The sequence below is a fragment of the Bacteroides sp. 214 genome (assembly GCF_010501015.1).
Lineage (GTDB): Bacteria > Bacteroidota > Bacteroidia > Bacteroidales > Bacteroidaceae > Bacteroides.
On sequence record NZ_QVML01000014.1, the window covers coordinates 8283 to 31358 of the forward strand.

Sequence of the window (23076 nt, forward strand, 5' to 3'; positions counted from 1 at the left end):
TACAACTGGTATGCCGTAACAGACAAGCGTGGGCTTGCTCCTAATGGGTGGAGAGTTCCAACAGCAAAGGATATTATTATACTGCTAGATTCCATTGGAGCCGATTGGCGTGGAATAAGTAAACTAGCAAGCAAAGGCTGGGTTGCAATGGGTGGAAAGGATGTATATGGGTTTAAAGCAGAACCAACAGGTATGCGATATGCTAATGGTAGCACAATAATAACCAATGACAGCTTGATTTATAACCCCCGAACTCACTTCTTGGGGTTTGGTAGTGGCGTAGGTTATTGGACAACAAGCCTGTTTAAGTGGGACCTAAATACAGTATGTGGTTTTCTTTTATCGTATTCTTATATGGTCGGACTTAACAAAGAAGATGGTTTGTATGTGAGATGCATTTTAGAAGATTTCAATGAATCAAAAACTGCGTCTCACGATGATAAAGAATACAAGAGTAGGTTTATAGATCCTTGAACAGGTTCGCACAAATTTATCCAAAAGGGCGCAGATTTATCCAAATACTAAGCAAATTCTCACCATGTTGAGAATTTATTCTCAACATGATTTTGACTTGTGAAGACACACTTAAATTAGTCGTGTTTTTGATTGGGCAACAAAGCCATAGCGAAATTAATTCTGCCATAGTCTGACCGACCACGAGCCATAGTCTGACGCACCATCTGCCTATGGCTGACGGGTCATGAGCCTATGGTTGACGGGTCATGAGCCATAGGCTGACAATCAATGAAACTATGGCTGACAACACACACTTTTAAGCAATCTCCTTTTTCGACTGGTTTTCACCTCGTTTCTGACTGTTTTCTTGGTACAAAAACAGTCGGAAAATTGCCTGTGAAGACGCTGTGAAGGATAAAACAAGGGGTCTTCACACGTAACTTACTCACTAGCATTTACTTACAGCGATATGTGAATGTGAAGACCTATTTTGTAAAACATCCTTAGCCTATCTGCGTCGAAACTCTCCCGAACCCATTTGTTATTAAAAAGAAAACCTCTATTTTTGCAGCTTATATAGTATAAACGACTAAAGCAATTTAGTATAGAAACAAAAAACAATGGATAAATTCAGTTATGCAATTGGTCTTGGGATTGGTCAAAATTTGTTAGGAATGGGTGCCAGAGGTATTGTGGTAGAAGATTTTGCGCAAGCAATCAGTGACGTTATCAACGGTAGCAAAACAGCTATTTCTCACCATGAGGCGCGCGAGATAGTAAATGAGTTTTTTGCTGATCTTGAGCAAAAGATGAGCGCAGGAAATATTCAGGAAGGAAAAGAGTTTCTGGAAGAAAATGGTAAGCGTCCCGAAGTAAAAACATTGGCAAGCGGGCTACAATACGAAGTTATCCGCGAAGGAAGTGGCAAAAAACCCAAAGCAACCGATCAGGTAAGATGCCACTATGAAGGAACATTGATAAATGGAACTATTTTTGATAGCTCTGTGCAACGCGGACAGCCAGCTGTGTTTGGTGTGAATCAAGTTATTCAAGGTTGGGTAGAAGCATTGCAACTGATGACAGAAGGCTCTAAATGGAGATTATTCATCCCGTCGGATTTGGCTTATGGAGCACAAGGTGCCGGCGAAACAATAGCACCACACACTACATTGATTTTTGAAGTAGAACTTTTAGAAGTATTATAATTAATCATTCTTTTTATTAAAAATGAAAAAGGTAAGTTTATTTGTAGCAGTGGTTGCAATGGCCTGCCTTGTGTCGTGTACTGCAAGAGGACCAAGGACCAAATTTGAAACCACGATTGACACACTCTCTTATTTTAAAGGAGTGGCACAGAGTGAAGGGTTTATAGGTTATCTGATTGGTGACCTTCAGGTAGACACGGCATATATGAGCGAATTCATTAAAGGATTCAAAGATGGTGCCGCCAGCAGTAGCGATAAAGAATATGCGTATATTATGGGGCAACAAATAGGTCAGAATGCCGCTAGAAACTGGCTCAACGCAATGAACAGACAGACGTTTGAGGGAGATACTGCTTTGACGCTCAATAAAAACAATCTGCTCGCAGGTTTCCTTGCCTCACTCGAAGGAAAGGCAAATATGGAGATGTTCAAAGTGCAGATGCAGGTAGCTATTCTGACTGGTCGTGCCCTTAAACAAGCTGCCGAAGAAAGATATGGCGGTAATAGAAAAGCCGGCGAAGAATTTCTGGAAGCAAATAAAACCAAAGCAGGTGTTGTGACTACCGAAAGCGGGTTACAATATCAGATACTTGAAGAGGGTAAGGGAGAATTACCAACGGACGACACTAAAAAAGTGAAGCTACACTACAAAGGTACATTAATAGATGGTACTGAGTTTGATAGCTCTTTCAAGAATGGTAAAACCGAACCGGGTTCGTTTTATATTCGTAACGTTATTCCGGGTTGGAAAGAAGCCCTGAAGCTAATGCCTGTAGGTTCTAAATGGAAGTTGTTTGTACCACAAGAACTTGCTTATAAAGAGCAAATGCGTTCAGACGTTATCAAGCCTTTCTCTACACTCATCTTTGAAATGGAAATTGTAGGTTACGAAAATTGATAAGCCAACAAATAGTTAATTGACCGTAGCATTGACACTTTGAACTCAATGTTACGGTCAATTTCTTTTTTAACGTTTTTTCTTCGTGCAAAACAAGAAAAATTAAAATAAAGATATATATTTGCTTACTATTTGATAAAAAGAATTATTATCATGGAAAAAATTGACAACCTCGACAGACAGATTTTAGAGATTATTACCCAAAATGCTCGTATTCCTTTTAAGGATGTAGCCTCGGACTGTGGCGTTTCACGCGCGGCAATTCACCAACGTGTTCAACGTTTGATGGATATGGGCGTAATTGTGGGTTCGGGATATGATGTAAATCCAAAGTCATTGGGCTACAAAACCTGTACATACGTAGGTATCAAATTAGAGAAAGGCTCTATGTATAAAAACGTAGTGGCAGAGCTTGAGAAGATTCCGGAAATCGTAGAGTGTCATTTCACAACAGGTCCATACACAATGCTTACAAAGGTTTACGCCCGCGACAACGAGCATTTAATGGAGCTTTTGAACAATAAAATGCAAGAAATTTCGGGTGTAACAGCAACGGAAACGCTCATATCGCTGGAGCAAAGCATTAAAAAAGAAATTCCAATAAGACTTTAGCGCTAATAGCGGATGGAATTCTTGAATGAATATCACCTGTCTGGACTTGTAATAGGTATTTGTACATTCATTATCATTGGTTTTTTTCACCCGGTTGTGGTTAAAGCCGAGTATTATTGGGGTACAAAATGCTGGTGGATTTTCTTAATCTTAGGCATTGCTGGTGTAGCAGGGTCATTGTACGTGGCAGATATTTTGATTTCCTCTTTGCTCGGTGTTTTTGCTTTCTCCTCTTTTTGGACTATAAAGGAGGTTTTTGAGCAAGAAGAACGCGTAAAAAAAGGGTGGTTTCCAAAAAATCCTAAACGCCATTATAAGTTTTGAAATAAACTTCTTGCATAATTCGGGTTGAAGTATTATCTTTGTACCCACAAAAGAATAATGGGCTTTTAGCTCAGTTGGTTAGAGCAACAGACTCATAATCTGGAGGTCCTAGGTTCAAGCCCTAGATGGCCCACCTCAATAAAAGCCGCTATGTAGAAGTACGTAGCGGCTTTTAATTTATTTTCTCATTTATTGTAAATGGAACTTTCCGACGAAACCAAAGCATTTATCATTGCGCATCAACATGATGACGTACGGAAACTTGCGCTTAAAGCGCGGAATTTCCCGTTGGTAAATATGTCGCAGGCTATTACACAAATAGCCGGAAAGCAAGTCATTGCCAAGAAGATTCCTTCCTGGAGCAAGGTTGATGAGTTGTTGTTTCCACCACATCTTCCGTTGGAACAGTGCTCGTCGGAAGCAACGGCAAGGTATAAAGCCTCTTTGATTGAAGGAAATACATTGGTAGATTTAACAGGTGGCTTTGGTGTTGATTGTGCGTTTCTGTCAGCCAATTTCGCACAAATATATTATGTAGAAAGGCAGAAAGAGTTAGCGGAACTGGTACAACAAAATTTCCGTACGCTGGGGTTGAATCATATAACAATAGTAAATCAAGACAGCGTAGCTTTTCTGGATCAGATGCTACCTGCTGATTGTATATATATAGATCCGGCTCGTCGCGATACTCACGGAGGAAAAATAGTCGGCGTTGCCGATTGTGAACCCGATGTCGGTGCATTAGAGCATGCACTGTTAGCCAAAGCAAAGAGAGTACTTATTAAGCTTTCGCCAATGCTCGATATCGCGGCAGCATTGCAAACGCTGTCGCATACAGTTGCTGTGCATGTTGTGTCGGTTCAAAATGAATGTAAGGAGTTATTGTTGTTATTGGAACAAGAGCCATGCGAAAACGAATCGGTAACCTGTGTCAACATAACCAAAGAGGGTAGGCAGACGTTTGCTTTTACCTACAAAGAAGAGCGGGAGGCTACCTGCGCCTATGCTTCCGATGTAAAAGAATATCTTTATGAACCCACTGCCTCTATTTTGAAAGCAGGAGCCTTCAAAACTGTAGCTTGTCGTTTTAATCTTGAAAAACTCCATCCAAGTAGTCACTTATATACATCAAACAAATTGATAAAAGATTTTCCGGGGAGGGTGTTTCTTGTTATTTCCGTGTCGTCGGTAAAAGAGAAGTCGTTATCCGAACTAAAGAAAGCCAATATAGCTACGCGCAATTTCCCACTTACCACCAACGAGTTGCGTAAAAAGTTGAAGCTAACGGAGGGTGGAGATCATTATATTTTCGGAACAACACTGAACAGTCAAAAGAGAGTGATTGTTGTATGCGAGAAAGTAAATTGAACAACTAAAGAAAAGGATAATAATGAATATCATTTTATTAATAGGCGGTTTGTTGTTGATTCTATTAGGAGCCAACGGGCTAACCGATGGTGGATCGGCAATTGCCAAAAAGTTTGACATTCCCGATATTGTTATCGGACTTACGATTGTTGCCTTTGGAACGTCCGCGCCCGAGCTTGCGGTAAGTGTTTCTTCTGCTTTGAAAGGAAGTTCGGACATCGCCATCGGTAATGTAGTAGGGAGCAACATCTTCAATACGTTGATGATTGTAGGGGTTACTGCTATTGTAGCGCCTATTGTCATTACTAAGAATACACTCAAAAAAGAAATTCCACTTGCGATACTATCTTCCATTGTGTTGCTTATTTGTGCCAACGATATAATCCTCAACAAAGGAGCAGAGAACACTATATCAAGAGGAGATGGATTAATCTTGCTCTGTTTCTTCGCTATATTCATTGGTTATACCTTTGCCATAGCCTCGGGTGGCAACCAAAACGGTGAAGGAGAAATAAAGCAAATGCCCTTATGGAAGTCTGTTTCGTATATTATTGGCGGCTTGGCAGGGTTAATTCTTGGCGGACAATGGTTTGTTGATGGTGCTTGCGGTATTGCCCGGAATTTTGGTGTGAGCGAATCTATTATTGGACTTACGTTGGTGGCAGGAGGAACTTCCTTACCTGAGTTGGCAACATCCATTACTGCAGCACTGAAGAAGAATCCCGAGATGGCCATTGGTAATGCTATTGGCAGTAACCTGTTTAACGTGTTTTTTGTGTTGGGGGCAAGTGCCACCATTACGCCAATGAGCGTTGGAAACATTACTAACTTCGATTTAATCATGTTGATTGCTTCGGGTGTATTGCTCTGGTTCTTTGGACTTTTCTTCAAGAAACGCACCATTACACGCATCGAAGGTATTGTGCTTGTTCTGTTTTACATCGCTTATACACTTATGTTGATATATATGATTTAATCCAGCCTTTTTAATCTTTACCTTTTTCCGAAAGGTGAGAAAGGAAATTCAAGATAAACATTTATATTTGCAGTTAATATATACATTATCAGATATGTCCATTACAATCGAAAGGGTTTCGACAAAGAAACAACTAAAGAGCTTTATCCGATTTAATTACGAGTTATACAAAGAAAACGCATACTCTGTGCCCGATTTATATGCAGATATGCTCAATACATACTCCAAAGATAAGAATCCTGCATTTGATTTCTGCGAAGCCGAATATTTCTTAGCCTATAAAGACGGGAAATTGGTGGGGCGTGTTGCGGCTATTATCAACAAGCGTGCCAATGAAATCTGGGAGAAAAAGAATGTGCGTTTTGGTTGGATTGACTTTGTTGACGACATTGAGGTATCTGCCGCACTATTGAATGCGGTTGAAGAATGGGGCAAATCAAAAGGGATGGAAGAAGTTCAAGGCCCGATGGGATTCACCGATCTTGATGCCGAAGGGATGCTGATAGACGGTTTTGACCAATTGAGCACCATGTCTACAACCTATAATTTCCCTTACTATCCGCAGCATTTGGAGAAGCTTGGTTTTGAAAAGGATGCTGATTGGGTGGAATATAAAATTTATATTCCCGATGCTATTCCTGACAAGCACCAGCGTATCTCTAAACTTATCCAACAAAAATATAATCTACAAATAAAGAAATATACCTCGGGCAAGAAGATTGCACAAGAGTACGGACAGGCTATTTTCGATTTGATGAATGAAGCTTATCAGGTACTTTATGGGTTTTCGCCCCTGACGCAGAAACAGATAGAGCTGTATATCAAAACTTATCTTCCTGTGTTAGACCTCCGAATGGTAACACTCGTTACCGATGCCGAAGGAAAACTGGTTGCCGTGGGTGTATCCATGCCCTCTATGGCAGAAGCATTACAAAAAGCGAAAGGAAAATTATTGCCGTTTGGTTGGTATTACCTACTTAAGGCACTCTATATGAAAAAGCGCTCGAAAGTATTAGATTTGCTAATTGTGGCAGTGAAGCCCGAGTATCAGAACAAAGGTGTGAACGCGCTGCTCTTCTCCGATTTGATTCCTGTATATCAACAGTTGGGATTTGAATATGCTGAAAGCAACCCCGAACTGGAAATAAACGAGAAGGTACAAGCCCAATGGGAATACTTCAAAACAGAGCAGCACAAACGCCGTCGCGCCTTCACAAAAAGAATAGATTAACCCCCTTGAATATGGAAGAAAAAACACAGGAAGTAATTTACAACGAGGACAACATCAAAACCCTCGACTGGAAAGAACATATCCGTCGCCGTCCCGGTATGTACATTGGTAAATTGGGCGATGGCACGTATGCCGATGATGGTATCTATGTGCTACTCAAAGAGGTAATGGATAACTCTATTGATGAGTACATGATGGGATTCGGGAAAATAATAGAGGTTACTGTGTTGGATGGAAAAGTAACTGTAAGAGACCACGGACGTGGCGTTCCTTTAGGAAAGCTTGTCGATGTAGCTTCAAAGATGAATACGGGTGGTAAGTACGATTCGAAAGCTTTCAAAAAATCGGTAGGACTGAACGGAGTAGGTATCAAAGCGGTTAACGCGCTCTCTTCTTATTTTCATATTGCCAGCTTTCGCGATGGCGAAATGAAAAGTGCCACATTTGAATGTGGCGAGTTGGTTAATGAAACCGATATTGTCCCTGCCGATGCCGAAGGAACAAGCGGAACCTACATCGAGTTTATACCCGATGATACAATCTTTAAAGACTATAAATACCTCACCGAACATATCGAACCATTGTTGAAGAATTATGTATTCCTCAACTCCGGACTGGTGATTGTACTCAACGGAAAACGTTTTCATTCGCGCAACGGATTAGTGGATTTGCTCAACGAAAACATGACTACCGACGCACTTTATCCTATTATTCATCTGAAAGGCGAAGACATTGAAATGGTGCTGACCCATACTCACCAATATGGCGAGGAGTACTACTCGTTTGTTAACGGGCAACACACTACACAGGGAGGTACACACCTCACAGCATTTCGCGAAGCGGTAAGCCGTACTATTAAGGAGTACTATGCCAAGAATTTTGAATATGCTGATATCCGTAGTGGTATGGTTGGTGCTATTAGTATTAAGGTAGAGGAGCCTGTCTTTGAATCGCAAACCAAAACCAAGTTAGGATCTAAAGATATGGGGCCGGAAGGGCCTTCGGTAGCTAAGTTTATCGGCGATTTTGTGAAAAAAGAACTGGACAATTTCTTGCACATCAATCACGAAACCTCCGAAATCATGTTGCAGAAGGTGCAAGAGTCTGAGAAAGAACGCAAAGCCATTGCAGGCGTAACCAAGTTAGCGCGCGAACGTGCTAAAAAGGCAAATCTGCATAATCGTAAGCTGCGCGATTGTCGCATACACCTGAATGATGCCAAAGGAGATAAACAAGAAGAGTCCTGTATCTTTATTACTGAGGGCGACTCGGCAAGTGGTTCTATCACTAAAAGTCGTGATGTAACGACACAAGCTGTGTTTAGCTTGCGTGGTAAGCCACTGAATTCGTTTGGACTTACCAAGAAGGTGGTTTATGAAAATGAAGAATTTAACCTGTTGCAAGCTGCGCTGAATATTGAAGATGGCATTGAAGGGCTACGATATAATAAGGTAATTGCTGCAACCGATGCGGATGTGGATGGTATGCACATTCGCCTGTTGTTAATCACGTTCTTTTTGCAATTCTTTCCCGATTTAATAAAGAAGGGACATGTGTATATATTGCAAACACCCTTATTCCGTGTACGCAACAAAAAGAAAACCATCTATTGTTACACCGAAGAAGAGCGGTTGAGCGCGATAAAAGAATTAGGGCCTAACCCGGAGATAACCCGCTTTAAGGGATTGGGAGAGATTTCTCCTGATGAATTCAAGCATTTTATTGGCAAAGATATGCGTTTGGAGCAAGTGAAATTGCGCAAGAATGATTCGGTAAAAGAGATGCTGGAGTTCTATATGGGAAAGAATACGATGGATCGTCAAAACTTTATTATAGATAATTTGGTTATAGAAACAGACCTCGATAAGTTATGAGAAGAGCCTTATTCCCCGGAACATTCGACCCTTTTACGATAGGGCACTACTCGATAGTACGTCGTGCGTTGACTTTTATCGATGAAGTTGTTGTTGCTATCGGCATCAACGAAAATAAGCAATCTTATTTTCCGGTGGCTAAACGGTTAGAGATGATAGAAAATCTGTATGCCAATGAGCCACGTGTTCGAGTGGTGGCATACGATTCTTTGACGGTAGATTTTGCCAAAGAGATAGATGTGCAACTAATTATACGTGGAATTCGTACGGTAAAAGACTTTGAGTACGAAGAAACCATTGCCGATATCAACAGAAGACTCTCTGGAATTGAGACTATCCTATTGTTTACCGAACCCGAACTTAGCTGCATAAGCTCTACTATTGTAAGAGAATTACTTACTTACAACAAAGATATAAGCCAATTTCTTCCTGAGGGAATGAAGTTATAATAGATATAACATGAATAAGAAAATACTTACCTTTTCTCTTTTTTCAAAAATCGTACTGCTTTTTTGCATCTCTTTAATGGGGGGTAGCCTGCAATCACAGAACTTTGGGAGTGTAGCCTCGCGTAAACTTCAGTTGGCAGAGTTTGCCATTACTAATTTATATGTTGATAGCGTAAATCAGAGCAAACTGGTAGAAGAGGCTATTATCAAAATGTTGGCGCAGCTCGACCCGCACTCTACCTATTCCAATCCTGAGGAAGTGAAGAAAATGTCTGAACCGCTTACGGGTAATTTCGAAGGTATTGGTGTGCAATTCAATATGATTGAAGATACACTGCTGGTGGTGCAGCCTGTAACCAATGGTCCTTCCGAGAAAGTAGGTATCTTAACCGGCGACCGTATTGTTGCTGTAAACGATAGTGCCATTGCTGGTGTAAAAATGAGCACTGAAGATATCATGAAGCGTCTGCGAGGCCCCAAAAACACAAAAGTAAATCTTACTATTATACGTAGAGGAATCAATGAACCGTTACTCTTTACTGTTACGCGCGATAAAATTCCTATTTACAGCATGGATGCCAGCTATATGATTCGACCAAAGGTTGGATATATACGCATGAATCGTTTTAGCGCAACTTCTGCCGAGGAGTTTTCAACGGCACTCAAGGAGTTGCAAAAGAAAGGGATGAAAGACTTAATTCTTGACCTGCAAGGTAACGGTGGTGGTTACTTAAATGCATCTATCGACATGGCTAATGAATTCCTTCCACAGAAATCTTTGATTGTATATACCGAAGGTAGACGAGAACAACGTAGCGAATTCTTTGCGAAAGGAACCGGAAGTTTCAGAAAAGGGAAACTCATTGTCCTGGTAGATGAGTATTCTGCCTCGGCAAGTGAAATTGTGAGTGGTGCCGTGCAAGACTGGGATAGAGGAGTGATTGTAGGTCGCCGCACATTTGGCAAAGGATTGGTGCAACGTCCTATTGACTTGCCCGATGGCTCGATGATTCGTCTTACCGTAGCTCGTTACTATACCCCTGCGGGAAGAAGTATACAAAAACCATACGAAACATCGGAAGATGCCGAAGAGAATATAAAGAACTACAATCGCGACCTGATAGAACGCTACAATCATGGTGAAATGACCAGTGCGGATAGTATTCACTTCCCCGATTCATTAAAATATAAAACGAAGAACAAAGAGCGTATCGTTTATGGGGGAGGAGGTATTATGCCCGATTATTTTGTTCCTATTGATACTACCGGATATTCCAACTATCATGTGCAAATGGCAGCTAAAGGCGTAATCATCCAAACAACCATGAAGTATATAGAAGATCATCGCGCAGAGCTTCTGAATAAATATAAAAACTTCAGCTCGTTTAACGACAAGTTTGTGGTGGGCGACGAACTGCTATCGGTCATGATTGCCAAAGCAACCGATACCGGTATTGAGTTCAACGAAGAAGAGTACAACAGATCACTTCCGCTTATTAAAATTCAGTTGAAGGCGTTGGTAGCGCGCAACTTATGGGATATGAATGAGTATTTCCAGATATGGAATGAGCGGAATGAAAGCGTGCAACAGGCTTTAAGACTGTTCAGCAATGGCGAATATGAGAAGCTATTGAAAGAATAAAGAATCAATACCAGGCAACAATATTATTCGTGGCTGTTTTCTTTTGGGGAAACAGCCATGTTTGCATCCAGTGGTTAATGTAGATATTTACTACTGCGCATCCGGCTCCTACAACTGCTCCGGCAATCACATCCGAAGGATAATGTACCCCATCATTCAAACGTGCAATTCCTACCGCACACGCCCAAGTGGCAGAGGGAGCAATGACATACCATTTAGGATATTTAATGCTCAATGAAGTAGCCAGCGAAAACGCCATAGCCGTATGTGCCGAAGGAAAAGAAGAACTTGATGGACGGTGGCGTGGGTCTATCTTATCGGGATATTTTTCGAAAGGACGTTCCCTGTCAATCATATATTTCATGCTATACGTTAGCACAATAGCTTCAAAAACACTACTGCCCACATATAGGGCATTCTTTAACAATGGTTCATTTTTTACAATTCCACCATAAATAGCCATAACCGCAGGAACACCGATGGCGACATAAGGGGTTGTGGATGAAAGAACCTTGCTGGAATTGCGTATAAAGCCGTTATCCCAATTGTTAATCTTCTTCAACGTATTGATATCCCAATTTTGGGAAGAGACGAAAATTGTTGGCAGAAAACAGAGAATGAAGAGTATCTTTTGCATATTTTGACCTAAAATTGTCTTACTTGCACAAAGATATAGGAAAATAGGCAAGTTTTCGCAAAAAACTTATATCTTTGCTATTAAAATTCAACTATCGCATCAATGGCAAAAGATGAACGTTGCAGAAGATTGACAGATTGCTCACAGTGTCCAAAAGCGGCGGAGGGAATGTTGGTTCATTATAAAGAGCTGAAAGGGTTTCATTCCCCACCCGATAAATGTACACAGAACTGCATGCTTTTTATGATAAAAGGCGAGCTCTTGATTAATAGCGAAGAGTATCCCGGTATGATTTTACGTAACGGGCAATTTGTACTTCAGGCTATTGGTTCTAAAGTAGAGCTTTTAGCATTAACACCTGTCGAATACGTTATATATTGGTTTAATGAGTTGCCGCAAATTTGCGACATAAGATACCAAAAGGTTTTGGAAATATCCGAGCCACCACTTACGTATACTCCACTCGTAGCACTTCCATGTATTACGAATTTCTTGAATCAGATGACCGACTATCTCGAAGATCAGATTCCATGTGGTAAATTTATAGAACTAAAGTGCCAGGAGCTGATATACCTGCTTACTTGTTATTATCCGCTTCCGCAGCTTAGTATATTCTTCTATCCTATTAGTAGATATACCGAGAGTTTCCATTATTTCGTCATGCAAAATTATGACAAAGTTAAGACTGTGGAAGATTTTGCGCATTTGGGTGGATATGCCACAACTACATTCCGCAGGTTGTTCCGAAATATGTATGGAGAACCGGTTTACGAATGGATTTTGAATAAGAAACGTGAAGGAATCCTACACGATTTGCAACATACCAAGGACAGAGTAACAGCAATCAGCCAACGTTATGGGTTTGATTCATTGTCGCACTTTGCACATTTCTGCAAATCCTCTTTTGGCGATTCGCCACGCGCGTTGCGCAACCGCGCTGCTAAAGGAGAAATTATCACTTAAAAAAGAGCTACAATTTTCTTATACTTCTTGCCCCGAAAGCCATAAGCATTCGGGGCATTTGCTTATAGCATCCGCACTGATTGCTTATGGTATTCACCTCGGATGCTTATAGTATCCGCACCGATTGCTTATGGAACTCATCACTTAATTCTATTAATGCAATGCTTTATCGCGATAACTTCAGGAGTTATAGTTATAACTTATCCTTATCCGAGTGAATAAGCATTGCATTCACCCTTTCAATGTTAATAATCAATTGTTTAATCAAAAAAATGAAGGGTGAAGGATAACTGCTTTTATTCTATTGTGTGGTGATTGTTTTTTATACATACCCATAAAAGCAAACCTGATTTTACCTCTTTGCAGTCTACTATTTACTCCTGTATAAAATCAATGAACTATTTGTTATTCAATGACTTATCTGTTTTAACAATCTACTTTTCATCTATTTCCATTTGACTTCGCCTCAAAAACAGTCTTAATTTGCCTACATTAATTTAATATCGAAAAACAAATGTAAGGATTATGAAGAAACTAATAACCTTGTTCTTTTTAATGAGTTGTTTCTCCGTAGGGATGAATGCACAGAAGCTTACTTCGCCAAATGAAAATTTCCGGATGAATTTTTATCTGAATGCAGAAGGAGCTCCCACGTACGAACTCTTTTATAAGGAGAAACCTGTGATTAAACCCAGCAAACTTGGACTGGAACTGAAGAAAGAAGATGCTGATGCGGCAGTAGACTTTGAGTTTAACAAACGAACAGACATTGAAAGTCTGGACAGGAAGACAAATCTGTACAACGGTTTCGTGATTGAAACGACCAAAACAAGCACCTTCGATGAAACGTGGGAGCCGGTATGGGGAGAAGAAAGCCACATACGCAACCACTACAACGAACTAAGCGTTACGCTCAACCAGCCGATGAACGAACGAAGCATAACGATTATCTTTCGTTTGTTCGACGATGGTTTAGCATTTCGCTATGACTTTCCACAACAAAAAAATCTTAATTACTTCGTTGTAAAAGAGGAGCGTTCGCAGTTTGCCATGGCAGGCAATCATACCGCACATTGGCTAGCGGGCGATTACGACACGCAAGAGTATGACTATACCACTTCGCGCTTGTCTGAAATTCGTGGATTGATGAAACAAGCTGTAACACCCAATTCCTCGCAGACTCCTTTTTCTATGACAGGTGTGCAAACAGCATTGATGATGAAGTCGGATGACGGACTCTACATCAATTTGCACGAAGCCGCATTGGTAGAATACGCCTGTATGCATCTGAACCTCGATGATAAGAACCTCATCTTTGAATCGTGGCTTACCCCCGATGCACGTGGCGATAAAGGTTATCTGCAGACACCTTGTGTTTCGCCATGGCGTACAGTTATTGTGAGCGATGATGCCCGTGATATTCTGGCTTCGCGCATGACACTCAACTTGAATGAACCTTGCAAGATTGAAGACACCTCGTGGATTAAGCCTGTGAAGTACATTGCTGTGTGGTGGGATATGATTACCAACAAGGGAAGTTGGGCATATACGGACGAAGTTAGCAGCGTGAAACTTGGTATTACCGATTATACCAAGACAAAACCCAACGGCAAACACTCTGCGAATACAGCCAATGTAAAAAGGTATATTGACTTTGCTTCTGCTCATGGATTCGACGCGGTGTTGGTAGAAGGTTGGAATCAGGGTTGGGAAGACTGGTTTGGTCATAGCAAAGATTATGTTTTTGACTTTGTGACTCCTTATCCCGACTTCGATGTGAAAGAGATAAACACTTATGCCAAGAGTAAAGGTGTGAAGATGATGATGCACCACGAAACCTCTGCATCGGTGCGCAATTATGAACGCCACATGGACAAGGCCTATCAATTTATGGTCGACAATGGTTACAACTCTGTGAAGAGTGGTTATGTGGGTGATATTATTCCTCGTGGCGAGCACCACTACGGACAGTGGATGGTAAACCATTACAAATATGCTGTTGAAAAAGCAGCCGAGTATAAAATTATGGTCAATGCACACGAAGCAGTACGTCCCACCGGGCTTTGCCGTACCTACCCTAACCTGATTGGAAATGAATCGGCACGTGGCACAGAATACGAATCGTTTGGTGGCAACAATGTAGATCATACCACCATACTTCCGTTCACTCGCCTTATTGGTGGACCAATGGATTATACCCCCGGTATCTTTGAACCGCATATTAGTAAAATGAACCCTAACAACGGTTCGCAAGCACGTACCACCCTGGCGCGCCAGTTGGCACTGTATGTTACTATGTACAGTCCGCTACAAATGGCAGCAGATATTCCCGAACATTACGAGATGTTTATGGATGCGTTCCAATTTATTAAAGATGTAGCATTGGATTGGGAAAAATCGGTTTACCTCGAATCCGAACCGGGCGACTACCTTACCATTGCCCGCAAAGCAAAAGGTTCTGGCGATTGGTTTGTAGGTTGTAGTGCCGATGAAAACGGACATACTTCCAAACTGGTATTTGACTTTTTGGAACCGGGTAAAAAGTACGAAGCTACAATTTATGCCGATGCCAAAGACGCCCATTGGCAGAACAATCCGCAAGCGTACACCGTTTCTAAAAAAAGGATAACGAGCAAAAGTAAGCTGACAATCAGCGCTGTAAGTGGCGGTGGCTATGCTATTTCCATCAAAGAGATACAATAAAAAATTAGAATAGGATTAGATTAAATTAGTTTTCGAGTAGTAGTTTTTAGGTAAAAAGATTGTAGGATAACACACTGATTAAAAACATAATATTGCTAACTTTAATTTTTAAATGCATGAAGCAAGTTAATCTTAATATCTATCAAACAATCCTGCTATTGATGCTGGGAATGTTCCTATCATTAGATGCCTATGCTCAAAACATCACTATGAGCGGGATTGTAAAAGATTCCTATGGTGATGTTGTTATTGGCGCTAATGTAGTTGTAAAAGGTACCACAAACGGTACTATAACCGACCTTAACGGGAACTTTACGCTGCAAGTTCCTGAAGACGCAACTATTTTAGTAACGTTCATTGGTTACAAACCGGTAGAGTTGAAAGCTGCCCCAAATGTTACCGTGACGTTGCAAGATGATACCATTCTGCTGCAAGAAGCTGTGATTATAGGTTACGGCGTGGTAAAGAAGAGTGACGCTACCGGTTCGGTAACAGCCATGAAACCCGATGAAATGAGTAAAGGTATTACCACAAGCGCCCAGGATATGATGATGGGTAAGCTTGCCGGCGTAAGCGTTATCAGTGGTGGCGGAACACCCGGTGGAGCGGCAACGATTCGTATTCGTGGTGGATCTTCACTGAACGCATCAAACGATCCTTTGATTGTAGTAGATGGGCTGACACTCGACAATGACGGTGTTAAAGGTATGTCAAACGGACTGGCAATGATTAACCCCAACGACATTGAAAGCATGACCGTACTCAAAGATGCTTCGGCAACAGCCATCTACGGTTCGCGCGCTTCCAATGGGGTAATCATTATTACAACGAAAAAAGGCACGGCAGGTGCAAGTGCTAAAGTTGCCTATAACGGACATCTGTCAATAGGAACAATTCGTTCTAAACTCGATGTAATGAACGGTGATGAATACCGCGAATATGTAACCGCACTATACGGAGCCGATAATCTACCTTATCAATTGGGAACAGCGAATACCGATTGGCAAGATGAAATATACCAGACGGCTGTAAGCCACGAACACAATGTTACCGTTTCGGGTGGTTTGAAGAATATGCCTTATCGTCTTTCATTGGGCTATACCAGTCAGGAAGGGGTGGTTAAAACATCCGAGTTCGACCGCTATACGGCTTCGCTAAATCTATCACCTTCGTTCTTTAATGATTATCTCAAGTTCAATATCAGCGCGAAAGGGATGTATGCAAAGAACCGTTATGCCGACAATGGCGCTATTGGTGCTGCGACAACAATGGATCCTACCCGTCCGGTACACGATTATTCGACTCCTGTTTTTGGTGGATACTACCAATGGGGTGTTAGCTCAAGTTATAAAGACAACGCTTGGTTGTTAAGTCCTAATTCACTTGCTCCGCAAAACCCGGTTGCCACGTTGGACTTAAGGAATGACAAAGCAAAATCAAGCAGTTTCATCGGAAATATTGAGGTAGATTATAAACTTCACTTCTTCCCCGACCTGCGCATACATGCCAACTTAGGTGGAGATTACTCCGAAGGAAGACAAACTACTATCGTTTCTCCTTATTCATACGGCAACCATTATTATGGATGGGATGGTGTAACCGAAGAATGGAAATATAACTTGTATGGTAATGCATATCTGCAATACATGAAGAACTTCGATATCCAAACTATCGATGTAATGGCAGGTGCCGAACAACAACACTTTCACCGTACATGGCACAATTGGGGACAGGGAACAAGCCCTGCTACACAAGCAGCACACAACAAGAATGATGTGCGAGGTGGTCGCCACAGTTCGTTGGTTTCTTATTTTGGACGTGTGAATTACAGTTTACTTGATAAGTATCTGCTCACAGCTACTATGCGTTGGGACGGAACATCACGTTTCTCGGATGCCGATGGCAATCGTTGGGGAACATTCCCTTCGGTAGGTGCAGGTTGGAAAATCAAGGAAGAAGCATTCTTGCGCAATGTAGATGTACTATCCGAATTAAAATTACGTGTAGGGTGGGGTATTACCGGTCAGCAAAATATTGGTAGCGACGACTTCCCGTATATGGCACAGTACGTTGACAATGTGATTGGTGGTTACTATCAATTTGGCGACGAATTTGTTTCTACTTCTCGTCCCAACGCTTACAACAGTAACCTGAAGTGGGAAGAAACGACTACCTATAACGTAGGTTTGGACTTTGGATTCTTAAACAACCGCATCAACGGTTCGGTAGATTACTACTTCCGCAAAACAAAAGACTTGTTGAGTACCGTAAGAATTCCTGCCGGAACAAACTTCAACACCATGCTTCTTCAGTCAAGGATTGGAGCTTACAGTAAGTGCTAAACCTATCGTAAAGAAGGATTTTATGTGGCAAGTAGATTACAACATTGCTTACAATAAAAACAAAATTACCAAACTAACGGCTGCCGATAGTGACGACTATTATGTAACCACCGGTGGCATCAATCCGGGTACGGGCTCTACCATACAAGCTCACAAGGTAGGTTATGCAGCCTCTTCGTTCTATGTATACCAACAAGTGTATGACGAGAATGGCAAACCAATAGAGAATTTGTTCGTAGACCGCAATGGCGATGGTCAAATCAATGATTCAGACCGTTATATCTATAAAAAACCGGCAGCGGATGTACTAATGGGATTCACTTCCAAGATGACCTACAAAGAGTGGGACTTCAGTTTTGCACTACGTGCCAGCCTCAACAATTATGTGTATAATGATGTACTTGCCGACCGTGCCGATGTTAGTTCAAATGCCATGTGGTCAACTTCCGGATTCTATACGAATCGTCCGGTAGATGCAATTAAACTGGGTTTCCAAGGAGTTGGCGATTACTATATGTCCGACTATTTTGTGCAGAACGCCTCATTCTTGCGTTGTGACAATATCACACTGGGTTACTCCTTCAAATCGCTTTTGAAGTCGCCTGCTTACAACGGTATTAACGGACGTCTGTATTTCACTGTTCAGAATCCGTTTGTAATTACTAAATATGACGGGCTCGACCCCGAAGTTAGTGGCGGTATTGATAACAACGTCTATCCACGCCCAAGAACATACTTGCTTGGATTAAGTCTTCAATTCTAATTGTTCAACCCCAAACGAATCTATTTATGAATAAGATATATATAAAATCATTTATTCCCGCGGCATTGATGGTGCTGATTGTTGGAATGACATCGTGTGTAAATGAGCTGAACATAAAACCGATTGACCCTACTGTCGATTTGGAATTCTCTCAGAGTGAAGTGTTCGCTAAGATATACGCTACTATGGGGCTTACAGGACAAGAAGGCCCTGCCGGTAATGGCGACGTAGCAGGTATCGACGAAGGAACATCAGCTTTCTATCGTTTGATATTTACTGCTAATGAGTATCCTACCGATGAAGTAATTTGCGGTTGGAATGACCCCGGTATCCCCGAATTGTATCAGATGAACTGGGGTTCTTCGCACGGGCAGTTGGAAGGATTGTACGGTCGCTTGAACTATGACGTGACTTTGTGTAACCACTTCCTCGAAAAAACAGAAGGTATGGAAGATGAAGCTACCACCAGACAACGTGCCGAAGTGCGTTTTATCCGTGCGTTAAATCTCTATTACCTGATGGATTTGTTCGGAAACATTCCTTTCTCGGAAGTTGTATCTACAGATCCTCCACAACAAATAAAACGTGCCGATCTGTTTAATTACCTCGAAACCGAGCTGGGAGCTATTGTCGATGATATGTATGATGCTCGTCAAGCTCCATTCGGAAGAGCGGATAAAGTGGCGGCATGGTTCCTTTTATCGCGTATATACCTTAATGCAGAAGTTTATACCGGAACTGCTCGTTGGACAGATGCAGCCGATTACGCGAAAAAAGTAATTGGCTCAAGCTATGAGCTTTGTCCCGATTACGCTCAGCTCTTCATGGCCGATAACGACAAGAACAGCAAAGCGATGCAGGAAATTATCCTTCCTATCCGTCAGGATGGCGATAAAATTCGTTCGTATGGTGGGTCATTGTTTGTTATTGCTGCTACACACACCGAAGGAATGACTCCTTGGGGTACATCCGAAGGCTGGGGAGGAGTTCGTGCCCGTCGTGCCTTAATCAATAAATTCTTCCCTAACGGAAACGCACCGATGGATGCTACGGAAGCCGAAATGGTAGTTGCTGCCAGTGACGACCGCGCTTTATTCTATGCAGGCGAGGACCGTACACTGGATATTACTAAACCGGGAACTTTCAAAGAAGGTCTTTCTATCGCTAAGTGGACTAATGTTCGTTCGGATGGTGGCGCAACCAGCCATACACAATGGACAGATACCGACGTACCTTTCTTCCGCTTAGGTGAAGCCTATCTGACGTATGCAGAAGCATTATTGCGTAGTGGTGGTTCGGCAACCGAAGCACTTGAGGCTGTTAATACATTGCGCGACCGTGCAAACGCTAACAGACTCGCTATTCTTACATTAGAAAATCTGCTGGACGAACGTTCGCGCGAATTGTATGCCGAAGGAAATAGACGTACAGACCTGGTGCGCTACGGATACTTTACTTCCAGTTCATACTTATGGGATTGGAAAGGCGGAGTAGCCGCTGGCACGGGAGTGAATACAAACTACAACCTTTATCCTATTCCGGTTTCCGACTTAGTAGTGAACAGTAACCTTGTTCAGAATCCGGGCTATTGATAAACGTATTAATAACACTTAGAGAACAGAATAATATGAAAAAGATACATATAATAATGTCAATGGTGCTTTGTCTGGTGTTTATCACGGCTTGTGAGTCAGACAATGACAGCAACCCAACTTTGACGGATCCAACCGAATTTGTCTTGAATGTGCCGGCATATGCTTCTACTGTTTATGATTTGAAACATTCAAAAACAATTGAGTTGACCTGCACACAGCCCAACTATGGATTTCCACTTGCAGTAAATTACTCTGTGCAAATTTCATTAACGGGAGAATTTAACGAAGCCTCGGGCGATGATGTCGCGGCTACCTACAAAACATTGGCAACAATGTACAATTCGGCTCGCATGGATGTACACGCGCTCGAAATAGCCACTGCAATTGTTGAGTTATCAGGTGCCGAAGACGAAGAAGATTTCAATGCAGCGTATGCCGACCCTGTTAAAGTATATGTCCGACTGAATGCAGCTTTGACAAACGGTATGAAGCCAATTTTGTCGAATATTATCGAACTTCCTCATGTACAGGCGTACTATGCGCTTAGTCCGTTGGAAATGCCAACCGATATGTACATAATAGGAAGTATCAATGGTTGGAACTGGAACAACGCTTACGATATGGTTCCGGTTTACGGCACGCAAGGTAAGTTCTGGAGAGTTGTTTATTTGGATGCCGATGCCGAAATTAAGTTCAACAGTGCGCAAGACTGGGACGGCGGAGATTTTGGTTACGCCAATACCATCTTCCCCGATAAGACATACGCGGGAATTGAAGATAAAGATGGCAATATAAAGATAACAAATGGTGGTTGGTACATTGTTGTAGTAACAGTTACCGAGCAAGCTCGTAAATTTGTTTATACGGTAGATTTCTTTGAACCTAATGTGTATCTGTGCGGAACTGCTTCCGGTGGTACTTGGGGTGTAGGAACCACCAACATATTTACCGTACCGGCTACGGGCGATGGCGAGTTTGTTTCACCTGCCTTTACAGGTGCTCCTTCGGGCGATAATGATGATGGTATACGCGCTTGTGTTGTTCTGGAAGGACACGAATGGTGGCACACTGAATTCATGGTGTTTGATGGTGTAATAGAGTATCGTGGAACCGGAGGTGACCAAGATCGCGTAGCGGGTTCTATCGGCGAACATCTTTACTTTAACTTTACCGCAGGCACAGGTAGTATTAAATAGTACATAGGCAATTAGTATTAACTTAGTAATATGAATACAATGAAAAAAATATCATTATATATCCTCTCCCTTCTTGCCGCAGTAGTATTTACAGCGTGTGATGAAGACTTCAAAGATTGGGCTGATCCCCAATCCAATGAGGCAGAGCCTGCCGTAAGCATCTCTTTTCAGGCTACTGCAACGAGTAACACTATTGACTTGGCTACCGCAGCCGAGTCAATAGAGATAGCCACGCAAACATCGTTGGCCATTGAAGAAGGAAATACAGTAGACTACGAGGTGTATCTGGACAAAGATGCCGAATTTGGCAGTAAAACAATTTATACCCTTACAGCAGATGGTAGTACGTTGTTTATGGCACAAGCAGATTTGCAAGAGGCGGTTACCGCTCTCTTTGGAAAACGCCCCGAAGCGCGTGATGTGAATATTCGTATTGATGCGTATGTAAAGACACCTGCCGGACAAGCTTCGTTGGCTCGCTCCAACACCATGGTTATTAAAGCCATACCACAAGCACCGGTCATTGAGTCGGCATACTACCTGATTGGCGATATGAACAAGTGGGCGATTGGCGACTTGGAAGATTACAAATTTACCCATAGCGGAAAGGATGTTTATGACGATCCGGTCTTTACAAGAGTAATCTTCCTGGAAGAGCCTGCTTATTTCAAGATTGTTCCCGAGTCAAGCAAAGTAGCGGCTTCGTGGGACGGTGTATTAGGAAATCCTATTGATGGTAATGATGCCGTAGAGGGTGATTTGATTATTGCCGATGCGCAAGCTATGCAAATTCTGGAATCGGGATTATACCGCATCACACTCAACATGATGGAGTACACGTATAAGATTGATCGTTTGGGCGATAACTTACCCGAATCGGCTTACTACATGATAGGTACAATGTCTGGCTGGGATGGTTCTGATGCTTCTACTTTGCTTCAATTTGAACACAGTGGCAAAGATGTGGTAGAAGATCCATACTTTACCCTCCTGTTTGAATCACCGGGTGACTGTTATTGGAAAGTTGTACCGCAATCTACCGTTACAGCACTCAATAATGGCGAAATCTCCGATATGTGGGGCGGCCTGTTGGCTACTGCAGTAAATGACGATCCTTCATTGAGTGGCACACTTAGCCCAACGGCCGATGGTGCAATGCTAATTAAGGAAAGTGGTTGGGTAAAGGTTACCTTGAACATGATGGAGTACAGCTATACCGTAGAAGTGATTGGCGAAATGGCACTTCAACTCTATGTGCCGGGCGGACATCAAGGATGGAGTCCTGCAACAGCCCCTATACTTTACACACGCAACTTCGACATGAAGTACGAAGGGTATATCTATATGGATGCCGGCAACGGGTTTAAGATTATTACCGAACCAACATGGGATAGCGGAACACACTACGGAGATGCCGGTGATGGTACCCTTTCTTCTTCGGGAGGAGACATTACCGTGACCGATGCAGGTTACTACAAAATAGATGTAAATCTGACGGGTGCTACCCCCACCTATACAATGACAGCAACCACATGGGGACTGATTGGCGATGCCACACCGGGAGCGTGGGACAATTCTACAGAGATGACCTATGCGGATGACAAGTGGACGGTAACTACCACGCTTTTGGCAGGCAAGGAATATAAGTTCCGCGCTAACAATGGCTGGGACATCAACTTGGGTGGCGACCTGAATAATCTTAGTTATGGTGGCGACAATATCAAGGTAAGTGAAGAGGGCGAGTATGTGGTAACATTAGACCTCAGCAACCCGAAAGTATATAAAGCAACTGTTGTGAAAAATTAATTCTATATTTGTGTTGAAGACTGTCTGTTTTGCGGG

Annotated in this window: 17 protein-coding genes, 1 tRNA gene and 1 pseudogene; 18 read left to right on the forward strand and 1 reads right to left on the reverse strand. The window is 42.2% G+C overall.

Going from position 1 to position 23076, the window contains the following annotated elements; translation table 11 throughout:
- The 12 genes from D0T50_RS10115 to D0T50_RS10170 all read left to right on the forward strand — a co-directional run.
- A partial coding sequence (locus tag D0T50_RS10115; protein WP_203558222.1) for a fibrobacter succinogenes major paralogous domain-containing protein occupies nt 1–474 on the forward strand: 474 nt, incomplete at its 5' end.
- Between the two features lie 602 nt (nt 475–1076).
- Nucleotides 1077–1661: an FKBP-type peptidyl-prolyl cis-trans isomerase gene (locus D0T50_RS10120; RefSeq protein ID WP_163223416.1), complete on the forward strand. Its 585-nt coding sequence runs from the start codon at nt 1077–1079 to the stop codon at nt 1659–1661.
- 22 nt (nt 1662–1683) lie between these two features.
- Complete coding sequence (locus D0T50_RS10125) at nt 1684–2559, forward strand: FKBP-type peptidyl-prolyl cis-trans isomerase (protein ID WP_163223417.1); 876 nt, start codon at nt 1684–1686, stop codon at nt 2557–2559.
- Nucleotides 2560–2712: 153 nt separating this feature from the next.
- The gene (locus D0T50_RS10130) at nt 2713–3171 is read left to right on the forward strand and encodes an Lrp/AsnC family transcriptional regulator (protein WP_163223418.1); all 459 of its coding nucleotides are present in this window, start codon (nt 2713–2715) and stop codon (nt 3169–3171) included.
- A 12-nt stretch (nt 3172–3183) separates the two neighbouring features.
- On the forward strand, nt 3184–3495 hold the full coding sequence (locus D0T50_RS10135) for a DUF4491 family protein (protein ID WP_163223419.1): 312 nt from the start codon (nt 3184–3186) through the stop codon (nt 3493–3495).
- A 59-nt stretch (nt 3496–3554) separates the two neighbouring features.
- Nucleotides 3555–3628, forward strand: a tRNA-Ile gene (locus D0T50_RS10140).
- 65 nt (nt 3629–3693) lie between these two features.
- Nucleotides 3694–4863 carry a class I SAM-dependent methyltransferase gene (locus D0T50_RS10145; RefSeq protein ID WP_163223420.1) on the forward strand — a complete coding sequence of 390 codons (1170 nt, stop codon included), beginning with the start codon at nt 3694–3696 and terminating at the stop codon, nt 4861–4863.
- A 22-nt stretch (nt 4864–4885) separates the two neighbouring features.
- Entirely contained in the window at nt 4886–5839 is a 954-nt protein-coding gene (locus D0T50_RS10150) for a calcium/sodium antiporter (protein WP_163223421.1), read from the forward strand.
- Nucleotides 5840–5933: 94 nt separating this feature from the next.
- Entirely contained in the window at nt 5934–7070 is a 1137-nt protein-coding gene (locus tag D0T50_RS10155) for an N-acetyltransferase (protein ID WP_163223422.1), read from the forward strand.
- An 11-nt stretch (nt 7071–7081) separates the two neighbouring features.
- Nucleotides 7082–8944 carry a DNA topoisomerase IV subunit B gene (locus D0T50_RS10160; RefSeq protein WP_163223423.1) on the forward strand — a complete coding sequence of 621 codons (1863 nt, stop codon included), beginning with the start codon at nt 7082–7084 and terminating at the stop codon, nt 8942–8944.
- Nucleotides 8941–9393: a pantetheine-phosphate adenylyltransferase gene (gene coaD, locus D0T50_RS10165; protein WP_163223424.1), complete on the forward strand. Its 453-nt coding sequence runs from the start codon at nt 8941–8943 to the stop codon at nt 9391–9393. Before D0T50_RS10160 ends, coaD begins: the two co-directional genes overlap by 4 nt.
- A gap of 76 nt (nt 9394–9469) precedes the next feature.
- On the forward strand, nt 9470–11035 hold the full coding sequence (locus D0T50_RS10170) for a S41 family peptidase (protein ID WP_239058250.1): 1566 nt from the start codon (nt 9470–9472) through the stop codon (nt 11033–11035).
- A 4-nt stretch (nt 11036–11039) separates the two neighbouring features.
- Here the strand turns inward: D0T50_RS10170 and D0T50_RS10175 are convergent, their stop codons facing one another.
- Nucleotides 11040–11672 carry a phosphatase PAP2 family protein gene (locus tag D0T50_RS10175; RefSeq protein WP_163223426.1) on the reverse strand — a complete coding sequence of 211 codons (633 nt, stop codon included), beginning with the start codon at nt 11670–11672 and terminating at the stop codon, nt 11040–11042.
- 102 nt (nt 11673–11774) lie between these two features.
- Here D0T50_RS10175 and D0T50_RS10180 point away from each other — a divergent pair, with 102 nt between their 5' ends.
- The 6 genes and pseudogenes from D0T50_RS10180 (at nt 11775) to D0T50_RS10205 (ending at nt 23040) form a co-directional block, all read left to right on the forward strand.
- Nucleotides 11775–12635 (forward strand): helix-turn-helix transcriptional regulator, encoded by an 861-nt coding sequence (locus tag D0T50_RS10180; protein ID WP_163223427.1) that lies wholly within the window; start codon nt 11775–11777, stop codon nt 12633–12635.
- Between the two features lie 525 nt (nt 12636–13160).
- On the forward strand, nt 13161–15338 hold the full coding sequence (locus tag D0T50_RS10185) for a glycoside hydrolase family 97 protein (RefSeq protein ID WP_163223428.1): 2178 nt from the start codon (nt 13161–13163) through the stop codon (nt 15336–15338).
- 116 nt (nt 15339–15454) lie between these two features.
- Nucleotides 15455–18443: pseudogene (locus D0T50_RS10190) on the forward strand (SusC/RagA family TonB-linked outer membrane protein).
- A 26-nt stretch (nt 18444–18469) separates the two neighbouring features.
- Nucleotides 18470–20035, forward strand: coding sequence for a RagB/SusD family nutrient uptake outer membrane protein (locus D0T50_RS10195; protein WP_163223429.1), 1566 nt, complete (start codon nt 18470–18472; stop codon nt 20033–20035).
- 35 nt (nt 20036–20070) lie between these two features.
- Nucleotides 20071–21234, forward strand: a complete 1164-nt coding sequence (locus D0T50_RS10200) for a SusF/SusE family outer membrane protein (RefSeq protein WP_163223430.1) — start codon at nt 20071–20073, stop codon at nt 21232–21234.
- 30 nt (nt 21235–21264) lie between these two features.
- A complete protein-coding gene (locus D0T50_RS10205; RefSeq protein ID WP_163223431.1) occupies nt 21265–23040 on the forward strand; it encodes a DUF5115 domain-containing protein in 1776 nt (591 codons plus the stop codon).
- Nucleotides 23041–23076: the final 36 nt, after the last annotated feature.

Bases quoted from the DNA above. Each gene is read 5' to 3' on its own strand.
- D0T50_RS10205 (WP_163223431.1), top strand. From the start codon at position 21,265: ATGAATACAATGAAAAAAATATCATTATATATCCTCTCCCTTCTTGCC.
- D0T50_RS10150 (WP_163223421.1), top strand. From the start codon at position 4,886: ATGAATATCATTTTATTAATAGGCGGTTTGTTGTTGATTCTATTAGGA.
- D0T50_RS10195 (WP_163223429.1), top strand. From the start codon at position 18,470: ATGAATAAGATATATATAAAATCATTTATTCCCGCGGCATTGATGGTG.
- D0T50_RS10135 (WP_163223419.1), top strand. From the start codon at position 3,184: ATGGAATTCTTGAATGAATATCACCTGTCTGGACTTGTAATAGGTATT.
- D0T50_RS10145 (WP_163223420.1), top strand. From the start codon at position 3,694: ATGGAACTTTCCGACGAAACCAAAGCATTTATCATTGCGCATCAACAT.
- D0T50_RS10175 (WP_163223426.1), bottom strand. From the start codon at position 11,672: ATGCAAAAGATACTCTTCATTCTCTGTTTTCTGCCAACAATTTTCGTC.
- D0T50_RS10155 (WP_163223422.1), top strand. From the start codon at position 5,934: ATGTCCATTACAATCGAAAGGGTTTCGACAAAGAAACAACTAAAGAGC.
- D0T50_RS10180 (WP_163223427.1), top strand. From the start codon at position 11,775: ATGGCAAAAGATGAACGTTGCAGAAGATTGACAGATTGCTCACAGTGT.
- D0T50_RS10160 (WP_163223423.1), top strand. From the start codon at position 7,082: ATGGAAGAAAAAACACAGGAAGTAATTTACAACGAGGACAACATCAAA.
- D0T50_RS10130 (WP_163223418.1), top strand. From the start codon at position 2,713: ATGGAAAAAATTGACAACCTCGACAGACAGATTTTAGAGATTATTACC.
- D0T50_RS10125 (WP_163223417.1), top strand. From the start codon at position 1,684: ATGAAAAAGGTAAGTTTATTTGTAGCAGTGGTTGCAATGGCCTGCCTT.
- coaD (WP_163223424.1), top strand. From the start codon at position 8,941: ATGAGAAGAGCCTTATTCCCCGGAACATTCGACCCTTTTACGATAGGG.
- D0T50_RS10120 (WP_163223416.1), top strand. From the start codon at position 1,077: ATGGATAAATTCAGTTATGCAATTGGTCTTGGGATTGGTCAAAATTTG.
- D0T50_RS10170 (WP_239058250.1), top strand. From the start codon at position 9,470: ATGGGGGGTAGCCTGCAATCACAGAACTTTGGGAGTGTAGCCTCGCGT.
- D0T50_RS10185 (WP_163223428.1), top strand. From the start codon at position 13,161: ATGAAGAAACTAATAACCTTGTTCTTTTTAATGAGTTGTTTCTCCGTA.
- D0T50_RS10200 (WP_163223430.1), top strand. From the start codon at position 20,071: ATGAAAAAGATACATATAATAATGTCAATGGTGCTTTGTCTGGTGTTT.